Genomic DNA, 18266 nt, shown 5'->3' with positions numbered 1-18266 from the left:
GGCCACCACAGCCTATTCGCCGGTATCCGCATTTCCGCCGAGAAGATTTCCGATTCCCGCGCAGAGCAGGCGAATGCTTCTGGCGAACATCTCGTCCTCTTCGTACATCGGCGCGCCCTCGACGGTCAAGGGAAAACGCTCACCCAGATCGGCGGAAACGGCACCGGCCGCCGGGACGGCGGACTCACTCTGTTCCTGCAGCACGAAACCAGTCACATAGCTGAGCACCGCGTCGGCCCCGATGATCCGCTCCCGCTCGGGCACCCCGGCGTCGGCCAGGGTCCGCAACAGCCGTTCCATCAGCGACAGCGCCCCGTCGCTGAGCACTTTCGGGCTGTCGGCGAGCAGGATCGCGCCGCCGGGATGGCGTTTGATGCTCTCGCGCAGCGTCCTCGCCTGCGCCTCGATCCGCTCCCGCCAGCCCGCGTCCTCAGGCAGGGCGGCGAGTGCGGCGGTCCCGGCGTCGTACGCCTGCCGGGTCACGCGGTCGGCCATCAACTGGAGCAGCGCGTGCTTGTTCCGCACGTGGTAGTAGAGGCTCCCGGCGTGCACGTCGAGCCGTTCGGCCACCTGCCGCATGGACAGCGCCTGGTATCCCACCTCCGCGAAGGTGGCCATACCCGCGTCGATGATCCGGTCCTTGGTGAGCTTCACGACCCCAGCGTAGCGCAGCTTTCAAACACTGTTTGAATCCGCCGGGCACACCTGCTACGGTCGACGGTGACCGGATTCAAACACTGTTCAAAACGGGGGCGACGATGGACGCGGTGCTGTTCAACCTGACGACGGCGGCGCTGATGATGCTGGTGTTCCTCAGCGGCCGGACGGTCGTCGGCGCCGACACGATCACCCGGCGGCGCCTCCCCTGGTTCGCGGCCGGGCTCACCGCCGTGGCGGTCGCCGGGGTCGTCACGCAGCTCTGCTGGAGCGGGGCGATGGACGCCTTCGACGCCGACCCGGCGAAAACGGGCTGGTGGCGCGTGCTCACTTCGGTGTTCATGCAGAACGGCGGCCCGATCGGAGCGGTCTACAACCTGGTCACCCTCGCCGTCATCGGCGCGCTGGCCGAGTGGTTCTGGGGCGGACCGCTGATGCTGGCGCTGTTCGCCGCGGGCATCTTCCTGCCCGAGCTCGTCGACGCACTGTTCGGCGCGACCGAAGGCAGCACCGATCCCCGCAACTTCGCCGGCAGCTCCGGCGCTACCTACTTCCTAGGTGCGACGCTGGCTGCCGTGCTCCTGGTGCGAAGCCGCGTCATCAAGGAGAAGCTGCTGGCGCTCAGCGTTCCCCTGCTCGGCCTGGCGCTGTGGTTCGCCCAGGAAAACGGGCACGGCCTGGTGGCGGCGTACGGTTTCGCGCTCGGCGCCGTCGTCTGGCTCGCCGGACGTCGTCTGATCGATCCCGAACGCGACCTCGCGAAGACGCCGCGCTGGTCCGTGGGTTCCGTACTCACCATCGTCCGGAAACCACGGACCGGCGCGAACGGTTGAGCACTCAGCTACCGTCGGTGCTCAGGATCCGGTCGTCGGAGGACCCTGGCGAACCGCGGCCGTCCCGGTTGCTGGTGCTGAACCAGAGGGTGCCGTCCGGCGCCACGGCCGCGGCGCGCAGCCGGCCGTACTGCCCCTGGTAGAGCGACTGCGGCTGCCCGACGCCACCGTCTCCGGTGAGCTGGGCCCGCCAGAGCCGCTGGCCCGCGAGCGCGGCAAGATAGACGGATCCTTTGTAGACGGCGATGCCACTGGGGGACGCCTGCCTGGTCGGCCAGACCAGCAACGGGTCCACATAGGACGGATTACCGCACTTGCCCTCGCAGTTCGGCCAGCCGTAGTTCTTCCCGGCTTCGATCCGGTTGAGTTCGTCCCAGGTGTTCTCGCCGAACTCCGAGGCGTACATGCGCCCGTCCGGAGCCCAGGTCACGCCCTGCACGTTGCGGTGCCCATAGCTGTAGACGCGCGAATTGAACGGATTCCCGGGCGCCGCGGTCCCATCGGGCTTCAGCCGCAGGATCTTGCCGTTCAAGGAATTCAGGTTCTGCGCGTTGGCGCGAGCGCCCGCGTCCCCGGTGGTCGCGTAGAGCATCCGGTCCGGGCCGAACGCCAGCCCGCCGCCGTCGTGGAAGGAGTTCTTGGCGATCCCGGTCAGGATCGGCTGCGGCGCGGCGCCACCGAGTTTGAAGCGGGCGATCCGGTTGTCCGACGCCGCCGTGTAGTAGACGTACAGCCAGCCGTCGGTGGCGTAGTCCGGGGAAACGGCGATACCCAGCAACCCGCCTTCCCCGTTCGGCCGCACACCGGGGATCCTCGCGACCTCCGTCGCCGTCCCGCCCTTGATCGAGAGCACCCGGCCGGTGGTGCGTTCGGTGGTCAGCGCGGTCCCGTCGGGCAGGAACGCCAGCCCCCACGGCACCGACAGGTTGCCGACGATGGTCCGGACCGCTTGCGGCGCCGCCCCGGCGGGCGGGGGAACACCGAGCCCGGCGGCCAATACGCAGGCGGCGGCGACGAAAATCCGGCGTAGCTTCACAGCGTCCTCCCACGGTCACACCACGTGGTTGTCCGGTCGCAGCCATGGTGGCGCACTCGTCCGGCCGTGACCAGAAAGCAGTCGGAAATCCGCCATTCCGAAATCGTCAGGAACCGCTTGCCGCGTACGCCTTCAGCCGGTCGAGAATGTCCATGGGCGCGGGCATCGCGGTGATTTTCCCGGCGATCACCGCGGCCCGTTCCCGGAACGACGAATTCCCGAGAATCTCGAGGACCGCCGCGCGCACCGCTTCCTCCGACGGCGCCCCGGAACCCGCGAGCAGGCCGACACCCGCGTCGACGACCTGATCGGCCATGTCGAACTGATCGGTGCCCAGTGGCGAGACCACCAGTGGTACGCCGTGCGCGAGCGCGCCGAGAATCGTGCCCGCGCCGGCGTGGCACACCACGACGTCCACAAAGGACAGAAGCTGTTCCTGCGGCACGAAGTGCTCGATCCGGACGTGGTCCGGCTGCGCCCCGAACCGGGCGCGGTCGCCGTCGCGGCCGATGGTGACGATCACGTTGACCTCGACGCCGCGCAGCCCGGCGATCATCGCCTCCAGCACCCCGGGCCGGGTGTTGTGTGACGTGCCCGAAGTGACGTAAACCGTGCGCTCGTACGGCATTCCGGCCAGCACGGCGGGACGTTCCGCGTCGACGGGGACGACGTTCTCCGGACGCAGCGGCCAGCGCGTCGGGTATTCCCACGCGGTGTCGCGCGGCCACAGGGCCTCGGGCCAGATGTCGAGATAGGGCACGCCTTCGCGCGACGGCAGGCGCTCGACGCCGTACGGCCGCACGAGTTCGTGCGCCACCTCCCAGGCCGCCGCCATGACCCCGGCCGGCTTGGGCGGGCCGATGGCGTGCATGACATACGGCACCCCGGCGAGGTCCGCGGCCAGCACCGAGGCGCGTTCGGCGAGATTGCCGACCACGAGGTCCGGCTCCCAGTCACGCACGAATGCCAGCATCTCGCCGAGCCTGCTGCCCGCGCCGACGCCGACCAGGTAGTACGCGATCATGGACGACAGCGCCTCGTCGCGCGGCAGCGTCCTGATGCGTTCGAGCGGATATTTCTCGGCGTATCGGGCGGACGCCTCATCGGCCGTCCCGTCGATCGCGACCGTGTGCAGTCCCGCCGCCTCCGGATAGCGCACCGCGCGCGAACCGGTCACGAACACCACGTCGTTCCCCGCGTCCCGCGCGGCGGTGGCCAGTGGCAGCATCGGCGCGATGTGGCTGTGCCCGGCGCCGGAGGAGAAGAGGAGACGCATTCGCCAGACCGTACGCACCCCGTCACGTGGGCGCGAGCAAAACGCGGAAGATCGTCCCCTTCCCCTGCCGCGTGTACACCTGGACCCGGCCGTTGTGTGCCTCGAGGATCGCCGCGGTGATCGCGAGGCCGAGCCCGGTGCCGCCACGAGAACGTGCCCGATCCACCCGGTAGAACCGGTCGAACACCCGGGAAGCGTCGCCGGGCGGGATCCCCTGCCCCTCGTCGCGGACCTCGAACACCGCGAGCGTCGACGTCCTCGGCGGCTGCCCGCCTGCTTCGGCCGTGGGCTTGCGCGACCGGCGGTTCGCCGGCTCGAAGCCGACCGACACGTGGATGCCCGCCGTGGCCGGGGTGTGCACCAGCGCGTTGCCGACCAGGTTCGTCATGACCTGCCGGACACGGTGCTCGTCACCGATCACCCGCACCGGCTTTTCCGGGCGGCACAAGGAGATCTCGCGTTCGGGAGCCCTCGCCCGCGCGTCGAGCACGACGTCCTCGGCGAGGACGGCCAGGTCGATCTCGGTGAGGTCCAGCGAGCGTTCCTGGTCGAGCCTCGCCAGCAGCAGGAGATCGTCGACGAGCTGGCCCATCCGGATCGCCTCGCTCTCGATGCGGCCCATCAACCGCTCGACGTCGGCTTCGTTCTCGGCGCCACCTTTGCGATACAGCTCGGCGAAACCTCGGATGGATGTCAGGGGCGTACGCAGTTCGTGCGAGGCGTCGCCGACGAAACGCCGTAGCCGGTCTTCGGACTGTTCGCGCTGCTTCAGCGCCGAAGAGATCCGCGTGAGCATGACGTTGAACGCCGCGCCCAGCCTGCCGACCTCGGTGTTGCGATCGTCCTCGGCGACCCGGCGGTCCAGCTCGCCGTCCGCGATGGCCTTCGCGGTGTGCTCGATCCTGGTCAGCGGCCGCAGCCCCAGCCGGACCAGCCAGGTCGCGGTCAGGCCGATGATCACCAGCAGCACCGATCCCGCGGCCAGTTCGATGGTGCGGAGTTTGGCGGTGGTGGCGTTCACTGTGTCCAGCGACAGCGCGACGGCGGCGGTGCCGCCCCGGGGCTCGGCCGGAGTCGGCGCCTGGACCACGGTGCGCACCCGCCATTCGCCGGTACCACCGCGGTCCGGCACGGTCACCGGGGTACCCGCCCGTTCCCGGACCGACGCCGCGTCCATCGGCGGCAGTTCCGGCGCGGAGGTGATCTTGCTGGTCACCCCGACCTGGTCGGTCAGTTCGCCCGCGGTCTGGAAGAAGAACACGCGGAAATCCGTCGGCAGCCGTTCCGCGGAGTTCAGCTCCACCGGCGGACGCGGCGGCGGACGGTCCGGCGAGGCGACGTTCTCCGCCATCACCGCCAGCTGGCTGTCGACCCGGTCGAGCTGGGACCTGTCGAGCAGCGTCACGCTCAGCATCCCGAACGCGGCGAGCCCGATCCCGGTCAGCGCGAGCAGCGCCAGCAGCAGGCGCGTCCGCAGCGTCCAGCGGCGACGGCGGATCACGGCGCGGGCCGGTCGTCCGCCCGGCCCGGGGCGAGCCTGAGCGTGTAGCCGACGCCGCGGATGGTGTGGATCAGCGGCGGATCGTGCGCGTCGATCTTGCGCCGCAGGTAGCTGATGTAGGACTCGACGATCCTGCTGTCCCGGTCGAACTCCGAATGCCACACCCGATCGAGGATCTGTCCCTTGCTGACCACCTTCTCGGCGTTGAGCATGAGGTACCGCAGCAGGTTGAACTCCGTGGGCGACAACCGGATCGGCCGCGTGCCGCGGTGCACCTCGTGCGCGTCCTCGTCCAGCTCCAGATCCGCGTACCGCAGCCGCCCGGCGGACTCCTCGGTGCCTTCGGCGCTCTTGGTCCGGCGCAGGATCGCCCGCAGCCGCAGCACGACCTCGTCCAGGCTGAACGGTTTGCTGACGTAGTCGTCCCCGCCCGCGACCAGGCCGGCGATCCGGTCCTCGACGGCGTCGCGCGCGGTCAGGAACAGCACGGGCACCTGGTTCCCGGCCGCACGGAGCATCGTGGCCACGGTGAACCCGTCGTAGTCCGGCAGCATCACGTCCAGCACGACGATGTCCGGGGCGGCGCGGGCGGCGATGGCCATCGCCTCGGTGCCGGTGTCCGCCGAATGCACCTCGAACCCGCTCAGCCGCAGCGCGGCGGAAAGCAGTTCGAGGATGTTCGGCTCGTCGTCGACCACCAGCACGGTGGCGGGCTGCGGGGTGGTCTCGTTCACCGGTTCAGGATGGGCGAGCCGCCGGGAAGTCCGCGTGAACCACAACGTCCTTCCCGACGACTCACCCGTTCGAGTGACATCTACTTGCCCCGGCAGTCGTACAGCGTGTCCGACTCGCCACCCGGCAGCATCATCCGCTGCCCGGTCCGCGGCTCGGGCGCGGAACCGCCGTACGCGCTCGGCGGCACCGCCGTGCAGTGCTGCTGGACCCACGCGATACGCGCGGTCGACGCCTCGGACATCCCGAGCCCGCCGCGACGGCCCTGCTTGTTCGCGTCCTCCTTGGCGCTGCTGAGCACGAACCCGAGTGCGCCGTCGCGCTGCCACGCGGCCAGCTTGTCGACGCTGGGCGCGTCGTCACCGCCCATGAACCCGCCCATCCCGATGATCGTGGCGTCACTGTTGATGATGTAGCCCGCCGAGCCCATCGAGCCGCCCTCGACCGCGAGCTTGATCTTCGCGTCGCCACTGTGCGCGGTGACGTAGTCGAGGATTCCGCGCTGCTCCTCGGAAAGCTCGGCCCCGCCGATCCGGCGTCCGCCGGGCGTCTTGCCCGTGGTCATGATCTCCTCGAGTTCCTGAACGTTCGGCATGCCCGGCCCGCCGCCGCCCGCGATGTGGATCCCGCCCGGCATCCCGGTGTTCGGACCGGCGGACGGCAACGTGCCCCCACCGAGGCCGCCACCGGTGGACGTCGCCGCCTTGGCGACCGACCAGGCCCCGGGCGTCACCAGCATCGTGACCACGCCGAGTACCGCGGCGACCCGCGCCCCGGCCCCGGTCTTGACCAGCCGGGCGACGACCAGCCCGGCCACCGCCAGCACCCCGGCGGCCGCGACGGCGTACCGCAGCCAGCCGTGCCACGACGTGTCGCGGGAGATCACCACCCACGCCCAGACCGCGGTCAGCGCGACCCCGGCGGGGAGCAGCAGCCACGAATACCCGGCGGGAGCGCGGTAGTAGCGCCAGAACACCGCGGCGCCGGCGGCGATCAGCGCGGCGATCGCGGGCGCGAGCTGCGTCGTGTAGTAGGAGTGGAAAATGCCCTCCTGGTAGCTGAACACGAGGCCGATCACGACCAGCCACGAACCCCACAGCCACCAGCCCGCGCGCCCGAAGTGATCCGCGGGTTCCTTGCGGCGCCACCGGAGCACGCCCGCGACCGCGACCGCGATCAGCACCAGCAGCGCGGCCGGGATCAGCCAGCTGATCTGCCCGCCGACCTCGCTGCCGAACAGCCGGGAAATCCCCGCGTCCCCGCCGAAACCGGCTCCCACGGTGAACTCGGGACCCGGCCCGCCACCGGGCCCGCCGGGTCCGCCCACCATGGCGCCCGGACCACCCGGACCGCCCATACTGCCGCCGTTCGGGCCGATCTTCTGGCCGAAGACCCGGCCGAGCCCGTTGTAGCCGATGATCAGGTCCCAGGCCGAACCGTCGGCGCTGCCACCGATGTAGGGCTTCTCGCCCGGCCACCAGGCCGTCAGCGCGACCCACCACAGCGAGCTGACGAGCAGGACGCCGGTCGCGATCAGCAGGTCGAGTGCCTTGCGCTGCCACGGCGCGTTCCGGCCGAACAGGTACGCGAGCCCGAGCGCGGGCACGATCATCCACCCGGCCAGCATCTTGGTGACGAAACAGCAGCCGCACCAGAAAGCGGCCTGCAGCAACCATTTCGTCGCACTGCGGGAGGTGATCCCCGGTTCCACGGACCGCGTGAACGCGTACGCCGCGGCGACGCACAGCAGGACGAGCAGCGTGTCCGGGTTGTTGTCCCGGTTGATCGCGACCGTGATCGGGGTGAGCGCGAGGACCAGTGCGGCCAGCAACGCGACGTTCTCCCCCGCCCACCGGCGAACGGTGCGGTGCAACAGGAAAACCGCCGCACCGCCCTCGATCACCTGGGGCAGCAACAGCGACCAGCCGTGGAACCCGAAGATCCAGGTCGAGAACACCTGCGGCCACAACGCCATCGGCGGTTTGTCCACGGTGACCACGCCTGCCGGGTCGTAGGCGCCGAAGAGGAAGTTCGTCAGGCTCTGCCCCATCGACTTGACCGCGGCCGAATAGAACGTGTTCCCCCAGCCTTCCGAGCCGATTCCCCAGCCGTAGAGCAGCAGGGACAGCACCACGATCGCCGCCAGCGCGTACGGCTGCCATCTCGGACGGGTGGGTGCGGCCGTCGTTTCGCCGGGCGGCACGCTCGTGGTCTCGGCGGGCCGGGCTGCCGTCGTCATGCGGACGCCTTCCTTTCGGTGTGTTTGAAAACCCAGCCGCGGAGCAGCACGAACCGCCCGGCGGTGCCGATCGCCGAAGAAACCAGCAGTACGAACAGTTCCAGCGCGGTCGAAGGGTGTGCGACGAACGCGTGCAACGCGAGGAGCGCGCCGGAGGTGAACGCGTAATAGAGCGCGAAAACGAGCAGCCCCTGGAAATGCACGCGCCCGGTGGATCCCCGCGCGCCGAGGAACGTCAGCCGCCGGTTCGCCTCGGTGTTGAACAACGTCGTGATGGTCAACGCCGCGAAATTGGCCACCAGCAACGGCCACACCGTGCGGAACAACGCGTACAACGCGAGGTTCGCGGCAGTCGAGATCACCCCGATCAACGCGAACGACAGGACCTGCCACAACAGCCCTGTTTCCCGGCGCGCGAGTACGGCGTCCGGATGGATCGGTGCGGGATCGGGCCGTCGCGGCAACTCGGCCACCTTCGCCGCGCCACTCGCCTTGTTCCTGGCCACCCGGATCAGCCCGCGGACGTCGTCGAGCGCGGTACTCGCCACGTGGACGCGGGTGTCGGTGTCCTCGACCCAGTCGACCGGGACCTCGTGCACCCGCAGGCCGTTGTGCTCGGCGAGCAGGAGAAGCTCGGTGTCGAAGAACCAGGAATCGTCCTCGAGGTGCTCCAGCAGCGGCCGGACGACGTCGGTGCGCGCGGCCTTGAATCCGCACTGGGCGTCGGTGAACCCCGCCCCGTGCGACATGCGGATCAGCCAGTTGTAGCACCGTGAGATCAGCTCGCGCTTGGGCCCGCGTACCGTCCGCGACCCGGCCGCCAGCCGCGAGCCGATCGCGACGTCGGAATGCCCGTTGGTCAGCGGGGCCACCAGCGGCAGCAACGCGTCGAGCCCGGTGGACAGATCGACGTCCATGTAGACGACGATGTCGGCGTCGCTCCAGCCCCACGCCGTCCGCAGTGCCAGCCCCCGGCCCTTGCGGTCGAGGTGCAGCACCCGCACGCCCTCGATCTCGCCGGCGAGCGCGGTGGCGACCTGGTGGGTCGCGTCCGTGCTGGCGTTGTCCACCACGGTGATCGTCCACTCGAACGGGAACTGCTCGCTGAGATACTCGTGCAACACCCGGACACACCCCGGCAACGACCGTTCCTCGTTGTACACCGGGATCACGACGTCGACCGTCGCCGTCCGCCCCGCCGGGCCGCGAGCACCCCCGCCCCCGGCACGTTCCCCTGGCGCGATCACACCACTCAAGCCGACCACCCGTCCCCGATCCGTCGCACTGCCCGTCCCTCGGGCCTACTCCAGGTATGTCGAGCGGGTGCGGGAGAAGCCTGGGCACAACCTCAAAGGAACCTGTGAATCGGCAACCGGGTGGTGGTTTGGCGCCCGATGTCCTGATCTTCACCCCGTCGTGGGTTCAGCCGTCCAGTCCTTGGGACGCGGTTACAGCCGCGAGTTTGATTCGGAGCGAGCTAGTCGTGACCGGCGGCGCGGAAGGACGCGGGCAAAGTGAATGAGAATCCGGTGATACTGCTCCAAGGGCGTCAGCCGTGTGCCGCGCCCTGGCCGGAAACGCACCGGTCATACGGGTAGCTACCCGCACACCACCCCAGAACTCACCGTGCCCACCTTACCCCGTGCGGATACAAGATGAGCTAGAACCCTTACGCAGCAAGGAAAATTGCGTGTCACAGGTTCACCCGATCGATAGCACACATGTTCGATCGGGCGGCGTATCGTTGATGTCGTGGCAGTCGACAGCAGCACCTCCGCAACGCGCACCGAGTGGTGGCGCGTCGATGTCGGCTGCCTGCTGACACGGCTCTTGGAGTCCGAGTGTGTGCAGCGGCGGGAAGCCGCCGTGCAGGGCGAGGTGATGGCCGAACTGGAACGACGCGGCATCCGCGATACCACCGGGTACGGGAGTCTGGTGCGACTGTTGCAGGAGACGTTGAACATCCCGTACGGCGAGGCGAAAGCCCGCGCGACGCGGGCACTGGCGTTGAACAGCACCCGCGATCTCACCACCGGCGAGCAGCCACCTACGGCACCCGTGACCGCGCAGGCCGCATCCGAGGGCGCGGTCGGCGCCGCCCAGATCGACGAGATCCTCCGGGTCCTCGACAAACTCCCCAAGGCGGTGCCGGTGGATCAGCGGGAGCAGGCGGAGAAGATCCTCGCCGAACTCGCCCGTGCCGCCGGACCCCGGGAAATCCGTGCCGCCGGGCGGCGTTTGTTGAGTCAGCTTGATCCGGACGGTCGGGAGCCGAAAACCCGGGAACCGAAACCCTTCCAGCCCGAGTTCTCCCTCGCCCCGCACCGGGATGGCGGACATCACATCAAGGCCCGGGTGGACGACGAGACCTCCGCACGCCTGCAAGCCATGCTCGACCCACTCGCGAAACCACGCCCCGCCACCGAAGAGGAGGGGCGCGACACCCGAACCCAGTGGGAGCGACGCGGCTGCGCGTTCTCGGAGCTGGTGCGGATGTGGGCCGAACATCCCGACCTGCCGACACAGGCCGGAGAAGCCACGCACATTGTCGTCACCGTCGGGCTCAAGGAACTACGGACCGGGATCGGGCAGGCGACTCTTGATCTGCTCGGCGAGATCACCGCCGCCGAAGCACGACGGCTGGCCTGTGACGCCAAGATCATTCCGATGGTGCTGGGCTCGCACAGCGAACCCCTCGATGTGGGACGGGCCCAACGCCTCGCCACTCCGGCGATCCGACGAGCCCTCACCCGTCGCGACGGCGGCTGCGCCTTCCCGGGATGCAATGTCCCCGCCTACCGTTGCACGCCGCACCACGTGACCTACTGGGCACACCACGGCGAGACCAAAGTGGACAATCTCGTCCTCCTCTGTTCCGTCCACCACAAGCTCATCCACCACTCCCCATGGGAAGTCCGCATCACCACCGACGGACTACCAGAATTCATCCCACCCGCCTGGCTCGACGCCACCCGCACACCACGACGAAACACCATCCACCTCAGAACCTAAGCCGCCCGGAGTGACTGCCCGAAGGTGACCGAGACCTCCCTGGTCCCGTGTCACGGTAGGCGTTGCCTCGCCCCATGCCCCACCCATAGAGCAGGTGGGATGAAAACGCGCTTTACACCAGGACTTTCGCCGTCCTCACGATGCACTGCTCGGGTACTTGCGGCCCGGCGACTCGGTTCCGTACACCGCCGTCCCCGACCATCCGTCGTCCCGGCACATCGGTCAGATAGCTGCTGGCCACTTCGTCACCATCCCGGAACTCGGCTGGCGAGCGTCCACCGGCCTCACGGCAGAAACACGTCGATGCTCGGCACTGCTATTCCCGGTCGGCCGCGAGCCGCACTCGTTCAGCGGGCCGAACGCTCCAACGCGTCGAGCAGCCAGTGGTGGCTTGTCCCGACCGTCACCGGCTCACCCGTCACCTCACCGACGAGCGACCAGTACCGGCGCAGGCGCGGATCGCGGTCGGCGGCGGTGTGCGTCACCAGCTCGCGCCGGAACAGGGGCGTGTCCCGGGTTCGCCGGGCCGACGCGTAGGCCGCGACGAACCGGTCGAGAGCGGGGCCCGGCCCGGGACGCCGACCGGCGAGCACCAGCAGCCGGGCAAGTTCGCATGCCTCCCCGACGGCGGAGTGCAGCGCGGTCTCATCGGAGATCAGGTCCGCGAAGAGCCGCGCGCGGGTACGCAACTTCCCGCGCAACGCCGGGTCTCCGACCAGCGTGACCAACCCGGCGTAGGCGACCACCTGCGAGGGAGTCGGGTCCGACGGGGGCTGCGGCACGCTCACGGACAGGAACATGTCGACGGTGTCGGCGGGCACCGGGCCGAGGTAGAAGCGGCGCCAGAACGTCGCGAGCGTGTCGCGGGCGGCGGCGCCGTCCTGGACCGCGGCGAGCAGGTCGAGCCGAGCCGCCCGGTCCGCCGGTGCGGCTTCCTCGACGGCACGCAGCGAGGCACGACGCCAGGCGAGCGCCGCCAGCTCGACGTCGAGCGTGGCCCGCTCGGCGGCGACGGCCTCGGCGAGCGAACGCTGGCCGGTGAGCACCCGCGTGATCGACGGCAGCCCCAGCCCGAGCCCGCGCAGCCGCCGCACCAGGCCGAGGCGTTCGACGGCCGAGGCGTCGAACCTGCGGTGCCCGCCCGCGCTGCGCGCCGAGCCGACGATGCCCTCGTCGCAGTAGAACCGGATCGTGCGCACGGGAACGCCGGTCAGCCGCGCCAGCTCGCCGATACCCAGCGATGTGTCCTCGGTCACTTTTCGTCGAACCTCCACCCCAGTGGAATTCCTACCGTACGGACACGTCAGGAAGGGAGCAACGCCCATGGAAACTCTCGGATTCGACCATCTCGCCGAGGGCCTGCGCGAACAGGCCGGCGCGGTCGCCGCCGTCGTCGAAGCCGTGCCTCCGGGCACCGCGGTGCCGACATGCCCACTGTGGACCATCAGGGAGCTGGTCGGCCACATCGGCCAGGCTCATCGCTGGGCAGCGGGCATCGTGCGCACTCGCACGGCCGCCGCGTTTCCCGATCCACTGGTGGCCGAGCCCGGCGAGCCGCCGAGCTGGCCGCATTGGCTGTGCGACGGCGCCGCCGAACTCATCGACGCGGTAAGGGAGGCCGGTGCTTCAAGTCCTCTGTGGACACCTATCGGTGAACGTCCCGCCGCGTTCTGGTTGCGCCGGATGCTGGCCGAAACGGTCGTGCACCACGCCGACGCGGCACTCGCCACGGGAAAGCCGTACGAGATCGCCGCCGACCTCGCCGAGGACGTGATCAGCGAAGCCATGGACATCCTGTCAGCGCCGAACGCGACGTCGCTGAGAGCCTCGCTCGCCGCGCTGCGCGGCGACGGCCAGACCCTCCGCTGGCAGCCCCAGGACCTGCCTGCCGGGTGGCGGATCACCCGCACGCCGGACGGATTCAGCTGGGACCGCTCGGCGAACGGCGCCGACGTCACCGTGAACGGGCCGGTGCGGGACCTCATGCTGGTGTTCGCCCGCCGCCTGCCACCCACCGACCACCGGGTCGAGGTCACCGGCGATCGCGAGTTGCTGGACGACTGGTTGGCGGCCACCGCCCTGTGACGTCCGTGTTCCGACGTCAGCGATATCCGCTGTGCGCCAAGGCTGTCGGCGACAACTTGGCCGTATTCCCCGCACGGATGTCACCATCCGCACCGAAGACGGCGACCGTGGCGCCACCCTGCACACCCCGCAGGGTGGCGGCCGCGGCGTCCTTCCACGGCGGGAACCCCGCCGAACACGGATTCGCCGTTCCGGACAATCCGGCCTACGACGAAACCGCCGCGCAACGCCACTGGCAGGCATTGGCCGACCGCTACGGAACAACCCTCCGATTTCCGGCGGACAAGCCGCCACAGTAACGTCCGAAAACCGCCGGTCGAATCGGCCCGCATCGGCGACACTGTCCCCTATGGACCCGATCCTCGACCGGTTTCTCCTGTCCGGCAAGGACTTCGTACGACGCCTGCGGGAAGCCCGGCAGGACCAATGGACATGGCCGACGCCGTGCACAGCGTGGAACGTCCGCGCGCTGGTCAACCACATGACGCGCGGCAACCTCAACTACATCCGCCTCGCCGAGGGTGGCGACAGCGCGGACTTCGTCCGGCTCCGGGACGCCGACGCGCTCGGCGACGACCCGGCCGGCGCGTACGTCCGGTCCGTCGAACAGTGTGCCGAGGCGTTCGCCCGGCCCGGGGTGCTCGACCGGCTTCTCGACTACCCGCTGGGGAAAGTGCCCGGACGGCAGGCGCTCGCCGTGCGGACGACGGACAGCGTCATCCACACCTGGGACCTCGCGCGGGCCATCGGCGCGGACGAGAAGCTCGACGCCGAGCTGATCGCCTGGATCGACGACAATCTGGAGACCATCTACAAAGGACTGGACGAAAGCCCGACGGCGAGCACGACCACACATCGCTTCTTCGCCGCCCCCGACGAAACACCGAGCGCGTCGCGGCAAGAGCGGCTGCTCCGGCTGATGGGCCGGAAACCCTAGAAGCGGTACCGCAGTACTCGCCCGCCCTGCCGCGAAATCGCGGTGCTGTGCGCCATCAGCCGGGTGAACGCACGCAACGGCTGGGGAAACGCGGCCACCTCTGGGACGCGGGTCAGCACCTGCTCCTCGGCCAGTGTGAGCCCGGCACCCCAGCCCTCCGGCTCCCGGGCATCGTCGAAGCCTTGCGCCGCCTTGATGTCCAGCGCCTTGATCGACGGGTGATACTTCATCGCCCATGCCGCGAATCGCGTGTAGCCATTGAGTACCAGCTCCCCGCTCGGAAAGTGACCGGTGAGTTCGCGGATCATCCGCGGGAACGAATCCCCCGGCATGAACGGCAGCAGACCTTCCGCGACGATCATCGCGGGCCGGTCACCCGGCAGTGCTGCCGCCCAGCCCGGCGTGCTCAGATCGGCGCCGATCAGCCGCGACCGGTCCGGGAGGAACCGTGGCCGGAACGCCACCACCTCCGGGAAGTCGACGTCGTACCAGTCGACGCCGCCGGGCGGATCGCAGCGGAAGACCCGGGTGTCGAGCCCACAGCCGAGGTCGAGCACGACTGCGTCCGGATGGGCGCCGACGAAGCGGCGGACGGCGTCGTCGAGTTTCCTGGCCCGCAGGGCGGTGCCGGTGATCAGGCTCGCCTTCACCTTGAGTTTGGCGAAGTCGTAGTCGATCCGCTCCTCGATCTCGGCGGAACGGACATCACCGAGGATCGGGGCGGGCGCCCGGCTGTCCAGCGCGCGGGCGTGCAGCGTGAGCAGCAGTGTTTCCTGAATCGGTCCGAGATCGAGCCGGACACTCATGGGATTTCCTAGGGTTTCAGGGGATTCCGGGCCGCGATGTCCCGCAGCCAGGTCAAGGATTCCTGGGCGGCCCGGATACGTTGAGTGCGGGACTTGTCCGTCCCGGCGATGGAGAGCCCTTCGTCGGCAATCTCGCCGAAGGCGCCGAGGCTGTCGAGCTTGCGCTGGACGACCTTCTGCCACGCGTCGTCCTCGATGCGGTAGTACGCGGTGCGGTCGCCGGGGCGGCGGACCTTGCGGACCAGCCCGATCACGGTCAGGAAGCGCATGTTGGAGGTGAGCGAGGCGCGGCTCGCCGAGATGACGTCGGCGATCTCGCCGGCGGACTGCTCGGGCGGGTCGCTGATCATCAGCCAGCCGAGGATCCGCCCGGTGATGGGCGGCAACCCCCACTCGTCGACGCAGAAGGTGGCCACCCGCTCCACCCATCGCGTGATGCGGTCCTCGTCAACCATGTCGCCCACTCCTCGCCCGTGTCCTCAGCCGATCACTGTTTCACAGCGGCCACCGTCTCGCGTGTCGGCGCCGGTGTGGCGGTGGCCAGGCGGGTCCGGCGCAGGTAGCGGTCGAACCAGTCGACGGCCAGCCCCATCGCCTCTTCCAGGCCGGGGCCGGTGTACAGCCCGAGGACGTCATACGGCAGGACTTCGAGCCGCTTCGGCTCGCCTGCCTTGGCGAACGCGCTCTGCGCCTCGTCGAGCAGGTGGTACGGGTCGTGCCCGCCGTTCGCGATCATCAGCAGCGGCGTCGGCGCGAGCCGGTGGATCAGGTTCTCCGGCGCGAAGGTCAGCAGGTGCTCGGTGGAGTCGAGCGTCTTTTCGTTGCGGTAGCTGGGAAACAACTGGGCGGACAGCTCCGGCCCGTGCTTGACGTTCTCGTGGTCCAGCGTCAGGTGCGGGACGCGGGCGCTTTCGCCCGTGCGGTACCGGCGTTCCCAGTCCTCGTCGAGCCGATCACGCAGCGCACGCAGTCCCTCGCTGCCGAGCAGCCGTTCCAGGTACCGCCAGCCGTCCCAGACACTCGGGCTCTGCACGACGACGCACTTCGCCCGCCGGTCGAGCGCCGCGGCCTGCACCGCGACGGAACCGCCGACGCTGACGCCCCACAGACCGATCCGCTCGGGCTCCACCTCGGACCGCGTCCGCAGGTACGAGATCGCGCTACGGAAGTCCTCGGCCTGCCGCTCCGGGTGGTCAAGCCCCCGAGGTTCCCCCTCGCTGGCCCCGACCGTGCGGTAGTCGATGGCCAGCACCACGAACCCCGCGCGCACGAAGTACGACGCGAAGACACTCAGCGCCTCCTTCACCATGACGCCGCTGTGGCCGAGCACCAACGCCGGCGCCGGCGTCTCCTCGGGCAGGTACAGGTCACCGGCGCAGCGCGTGCCGAGACTGGGGAACCGGACCTCTTCCGGCCGAACGATCATGAGCCTCACCTCTCAAGTGCTAGTCATTTCAGTATTGACTGAAATGACTAGCACTGTCAAGCTTCGGGACGGCCGGTTGACGCATGTCGCGAACGCGCCGTTCGCGACGCTCAACGTCCCTTACGGCGCGTTCGCGACACGGGCTTCACGATCGGCTGAGCAAGGCGGGTTTCGCCCTTGGCGGACAAGGGGTTTCTCGTGTCACCCCCGGTCTAGGGTGACAGAATCCGGACGACACAAGGGGGAACGCCATGAGCGAGCGCAGCGAACCGATCACCGGCACCGCCGCGGGAGTGCCCTTCACCGCACTGCCACCGGCGGGCGACGCCGCGAGCCCGGCCCCGCTCGTGATCACCTGGCACATGCTCGACGCGCCCCGCACGAACGCCGCCTTCGCCGCCGCGCTGCCGATGCACACGGTGCCCGCATGGCGGATCCATCTCGGCATGCCGCTGTCCGGGGCGCGAATGCCCGAGGGCGGTTTGGCCGCTGCCGCGGCGGTCATCAGGGAGGACGCGATGCTGTCCTTTGTGGACGCGTTCGTGCGCCAGGCCACCGATGAGTTCCCGGCCGCGCTGACCGAACTACGCGAACGGTTCCCGCTCGACGACGGCCCGATCGGGCTCGCCGGCGGTTCGCTCGGTGGTGCCGTCGTCCTGCGGCACCTGGTCGAAAACCGGTTCCCGGTCCGGGCCGCGGCGCTGGTCAACCCGGGCGTCCGCGCACGCTCGGTGGTGGGCCTGGTCGAACCGATGACCGAGCCGTACACATGGACGCCGGAAGCACACGCCGCCGCCGATCGGCTGGACTTCGTCGCGCTCGCCGACGAGCTCGCGGCCCGCACGCCGCAGGTCCCACTGCTGCTGGTCAGCGGCGAGGAGGACCACCCGTCGTTGCGGAAGGACGCCGTCGAGCTGGTCGATGCCCTGCGCGAGCGGTACACGCGGCCCGAGGACATCCGGCTGACGACCGTGCCCGGCCTCGCCCACCCTCTTGCCGACGAGCCGGGGCTGGAGCCAGCTCCCCAGTCGCCCGTGACCAAGGTGGTCGACGAGGAGATCTCGCGCTGGTTCGAGGATCATCTCACGCGACCGTGAACTTCCGGGAGGGCACGACCTCGTCGACGAGCCCGTACCGCAGGGCTTCGTCGGCGGTGAAGATGGCGGCGCGCTCGATGTCCTCGTGCACCTGATCCGCCGTTTTCCCGGTGTGCTCGGCGAAAGCGGACTCCATCAGGCTCCGCATCCGCTGCAGTTCGGCGGCCTGGATGAGCAGATCCGACGTGTGCCCGTACACGCTCTCGATCGCCGGCTGCTGGATCAGCACGCGTGCGTTGGGCAGGCAAAGCCGCATTCCCGGCGAACCCGCGGCGAGAATCAGCGCCGCGGCCGAAACCGCCTGGCCGAGGCAGACCGTGCGAATACGGGAACGGACGTACCGCATCGTGTCGTAAATGGCCATCATCGCGGTGAGCGAACCGCCGGGGGAATTGAGGTAGATTTCGATATCGCTGTCGGGATCATCGCCCTCCAGCTGGAGCAATTGCGCCATGACGTCACTGGCGGACGCGTCGTCGATCGGGGTGCCGAGGAAGATGATCCTGTCCTCGTACAACCGGTTGTACGGGTTGCTCTCCTTCACGCCGTAACTCGTGTTCTCCACGTACGACGGCACAAACCGCCGCGCGTGCGGAACCTCGACCGTGCCCATCGACGCCTCCACCACT

The 18266-nt window shown here is 69.4% G+C and carries 18 protein-coding genes; 6 read left to right on the top strand and 12 right to left on the bottom strand.

Annotated features, from left to right (window positions below; all coding sequences use genetic code 11):
- Positions 1-12: 12 nt before the first annotated feature.
- The gene (locus ACFW0G_RS12410) at positions 13-654 is read right to left on the bottom strand and encodes a TetR/AcrR family transcriptional regulator (RefSeq protein ID WP_378325121.1); all 642 of its coding nucleotides are present in this window, start codon (positions 652-654) and stop codon (positions 13-15) included.
- A 104-nt stretch (positions 655-758) separates the two neighbouring features.
- Between ACFW0G_RS12410 and ACFW0G_RS12405 the strand changes: the two genes are divergently transcribed.
- Entirely contained in the window at positions 759-1490 is a 732-nt protein-coding gene (locus ACFW0G_RS12405) for a hypothetical protein (RefSeq protein ID WP_378325120.1), read from the top strand.
- Positions 1491-1494: 4 nt separating this feature from the next.
- Here the strand turns inward: ACFW0G_RS12405 and ACFW0G_RS12400 are convergent, their stop codons facing one another.
- The 6 genes from ACFW0G_RS12400 to ACFW0G_RS12375 all read right to left on the bottom strand — a co-directional run bounded on the left by ACFW0G_RS12400 (position 1495) and on the right by ACFW0G_RS12375 (position 9521).
- A complete protein-coding gene (locus ACFW0G_RS12400) occupies positions 1495-2526 on the bottom strand; it encodes a PQQ-dependent sugar dehydrogenase (protein WP_378325119.1) in 1032 nt (343 codons plus the stop codon).
- 106 nt (positions 2527-2632) lie between these two features.
- On the bottom strand, positions 2633-3802 hold the full coding sequence (locus tag ACFW0G_RS12395) for a glycosyltransferase (protein ID WP_378325118.1): 1170 nt from the start codon (positions 3800-3802) through the stop codon (positions 2633-2635).
- 22 nt (positions 3803-3824) lie between these two features.
- Positions 3825-5303, bottom strand: coding sequence for a sensor histidine kinase (locus tag ACFW0G_RS12390; protein WP_378325116.1), 1479 nt, complete (start codon positions 5301-5303; stop codon positions 3825-3827).
- Positions 5300-6037, bottom strand: coding sequence for a response regulator transcription factor (locus ACFW0G_RS12385; protein WP_378325115.1), 738 nt, complete (start codon positions 6035-6037; stop codon positions 5300-5302). The genes ACFW0G_RS12390 and ACFW0G_RS12385 overlap by 4 nt, the downstream gene beginning before the upstream one ends.
- An 80-nt stretch (positions 6038-6117) precedes the next feature.
- Positions 6118-8274: an ArnT family glycosyltransferase gene (locus ACFW0G_RS12380; RefSeq protein WP_378325114.1), complete on the bottom strand. Its 2157-nt coding sequence runs from the start codon at positions 8272-8274 to the stop codon at positions 6118-6120.
- Entirely contained in the window at positions 8271-9521 is a 1251-nt protein-coding gene (locus ACFW0G_RS12375) for a glycosyltransferase (protein ID WP_378325206.1), read from the bottom strand. The genes ACFW0G_RS12380 and ACFW0G_RS12375 overlap by 4 nt, the downstream gene beginning before the upstream one ends.
- Positions 9522-10026: 505 nt before the next feature.
- On the opposite strand from ACFW0G_RS12375, the gene ACFW0G_RS12370 reads away from it, so the two are divergent.
- Positions 10027-11286, top strand: a complete 1260-nt coding sequence (locus tag ACFW0G_RS12370; protein WP_378325112.1) for a DUF222 domain-containing protein — start codon at positions 10027-10029, stop codon at positions 11284-11286.
- 347 nt (positions 11287-11633) lie between these two features.
- Here the strand turns inward: ACFW0G_RS12370 and ACFW0G_RS12365 are convergent, their stop codons facing one another.
- Complete coding sequence (locus ACFW0G_RS12365) at positions 11634-12542, bottom strand: MerR family transcriptional regulator (protein ID WP_378325111.1); 909 nt, start codon at positions 12540-12542, stop codon at positions 11634-11636.
- A 67-nt stretch (positions 12543-12609) separates the two neighbouring features.
- On the opposite strand from ACFW0G_RS12365, the gene ACFW0G_RS12360 reads away from it, so the two are divergent.
- The 3 genes from ACFW0G_RS12360 to ACFW0G_RS12350 all read left to right on the top strand — a co-directional run bounded on the left by ACFW0G_RS12360 (position 12610) and on the right by ACFW0G_RS12350 (position 14308).
- Entirely contained in the window at positions 12610-13371 is a 762-nt protein-coding gene (locus tag ACFW0G_RS12360) for a maleylpyruvate isomerase family mycothiol-dependent enzyme (RefSeq protein ID WP_378325110.1), read from the top strand.
- A 77-nt stretch (positions 13372-13448) separates the two neighbouring features.
- Positions 13449-13670: a hypothetical protein gene (locus ACFW0G_RS12355; RefSeq protein ID WP_378325108.1), complete on the top strand. Its 222-nt coding sequence runs from the start codon at positions 13449-13451 to the stop codon at positions 13668-13670.
- A gap of 50 nt (positions 13671-13720) precedes the next feature.
- Positions 13721-14308: a TIGR03086 family metal-binding protein gene (locus ACFW0G_RS12350; protein WP_378325107.1), complete on the top strand. Its 588-nt coding sequence runs from the start codon at positions 13721-13723 to the stop codon at positions 14306-14308.
- Here the strand turns inward: ACFW0G_RS12350 and ACFW0G_RS12345 are convergent.
- The 3 genes from ACFW0G_RS12345 to ACFW0G_RS12335 are packed head-to-tail and all read right to left on the bottom strand — an operon-like array spanning position 14305 to position 16540.
- Positions 14305-15114 carry a class I SAM-dependent methyltransferase gene (locus ACFW0G_RS12345; protein ID WP_378325105.1) on the bottom strand — a complete coding sequence of 270 codons (810 nt, stop codon included), beginning with the start codon at positions 15112-15114 and terminating at the stop codon, positions 14305-14307. The two genes, ACFW0G_RS12350 and ACFW0G_RS12345, sit on opposite strands and share 4 nt — an antisense overlap.
- Before the next feature lie 8 nt (positions 15115-15122).
- Positions 15123-15569, bottom strand: coding sequence for a GbsR/MarR family transcriptional regulator (locus ACFW0G_RS12340; protein WP_378325104.1), 447 nt, complete (start codon positions 15567-15569; stop codon positions 15123-15125).
- Between the two features lie 32 nt (positions 15570-15601).
- Positions 15602-16540, bottom strand: coding sequence for an alpha/beta hydrolase (locus ACFW0G_RS12335; RefSeq protein WP_378325102.1), 939 nt, complete (start codon positions 16538-16540; stop codon positions 15602-15604).
- Positions 16541-16791: 251 nt separating this feature from the next.
- On the opposite strand from ACFW0G_RS12335, the gene ACFW0G_RS12330 reads away from it, so the two are divergent.
- The gene (locus ACFW0G_RS12330; RefSeq protein ID WP_378325100.1) at positions 16792-17637 is read left to right on the top strand and encodes a prolyl oligopeptidase family serine peptidase; all 846 of its coding nucleotides are present in this window, start codon (positions 16792-16794) and stop codon (positions 17635-17637) included.
- Here the strand turns inward: ACFW0G_RS12330 and ACFW0G_RS12325 are convergent.
- Positions 17624-18250 (bottom strand): ATP-dependent Clp protease proteolytic subunit, encoded by a 627-nt coding sequence (locus ACFW0G_RS12325; RefSeq protein ID WP_378325099.1) that lies wholly within the window; start codon positions 18248-18250, stop codon positions 17624-17626. The two genes, ACFW0G_RS12330 and ACFW0G_RS12325, sit on opposite strands and share 14 nt — an antisense overlap.
- Positions 18251-18266: the final 16 nt, after the last annotated feature.

Origin of the sequence: Amycolatopsis sp. NPDC058986 (assembly GCF_042741125.1) — a bacterium.
GTDB lineage: Bacteria > Actinomycetota > Actinomycetes > Mycobacteriales > Pseudonocardiaceae > Amycolatopsis.
Note: the sequence above shows the minus strand (reverse complement) of the source record. Positions and strands in the feature narration are given on the sequence as shown.